Consider the following 1,263-nt stretch of genomic DNA (forward strand, 5'->3'; position numbering starts at 1 on the left):
CGACCGTCATCCGCGACGGCAGCGCGTGCGGGTTCATCACGAGGTCGGGGACGACCCCCTCCTCGGTAAAGGGCATGTCCTCCTGCGGGGCGAGGTGGCCGACGACGCCCTTCTGGCCGTGTCGGGACGCGAACTTGTCGCCCAGCTCGGGGACTCGCTGGTCGCGCACCTTTACCTTCGAGAGCTTGGATCCGTCCTCGCCCTCCATCAGCGTCACCGTGTCGACGACGCCGGACTCGCCCGAGCGCATCGTCACGCTGGTCTCCCGCCGCTTCTGCGGGGAGAGCCCGCCCATGTCGTCGGGCTCTTCCAGGAAGCGCGGCGGACTGGTCTTGCCGAGCAGCACCGAGGACTCGTCTACCTTCGTCTCGGGGTTGACGAGGCCGTCCTCGTCGAGGTGGGTGTACGCGTCCTCGCCGCGGGCGCCGCGCACGTCCTGTTCGGGGATCTCGAAGCGGTCCTCCTGACCGCCGGGGTACCGCCGCTCCTCGCCCTCGTAGGTCCGGAAGAAGTGCGAGCGGGTGAGCGCGCGGTCGACGGAGCCCTGGTTCATCACCAGCGCGTCCTCGATGTTGAACCCCTCGTAGGACATCACGGCGACGACGAAGTTCTGCGCCGCCGGCCGCTTGTCGAAGCTGATCTGGTCGGACGTCTGCGTCTTCACCATCGCCAGCTGCGGGTAGTGCAGCAGGTGCTGACGCGTGTCCGGCCGGATCCGGTAGTTGGCGGAGGGGAGTCCGAGCGACTGCTTCATCATCCCCGCGCCCATCGTAATTCGGGGGCTCGCGTTGTGTTCGGGGTACGGGATCATCCCCGCGCCGATACCGAACACGAGCTGCGGGTCGATCTCGAGGTGTGTGTGGTCGTCGGTCACGTCCTCCTCGTCAACGGCGACGAGGATGTCCTCCTCCTCCTCGGCGTCGATGAACTCGACGTAGCCGCGGTCGATGAGGTCCTCGAACTCGATGTCGCCGCGTTCGAGCGCCTCGACCTCCTCGTCGCCCAGCAGGGGCTCGCCGTTCTCGACGACGATCAGCGGCCGGCGGGCGCGCCCCGCGTCCGCGTTGACGATCACTTCCTGCGTCCGGTCCCTGACCGAGACGTTCACCATGTCCGAGACGTCGCCCCGGCGGCGCGCCTCGCGTATCTGTTCGGCGAGCGCCTCGGGGTCCGGATGGGTCCCGACGAGGCTCCCGTTGACGTACACCTTCGCTTCGCGTTCTGCCTGAGCCATGTTAGTCGTCCGCCGTCTGTCGTTCGACG

1 protein-coding gene is annotated in these 1,263 nt (G+C 67.9%); it reads right to left on the bottom strand.

What is annotated here, in order from left to right; all coding sequences use genetic code 11:
• The coding region (locus tag SD626R_RS00005; protein ID WP_092561744.1) for a DNA-directed RNA polymerase subunit B at positions 1 to 1,234 on the bottom strand (1,234 nt) is incomplete at its 3' end.
• Positions 1,235 to 1,263 lie beyond the last annotated feature (29 nt).

This window comes from Halorubrum sp. SD626R, assembly GCF_001261915.1.
Lineage (GTDB): Archaea > Halobacteriota > Halobacteria > Halobacteriales > Haloferacaceae > Halorubrum.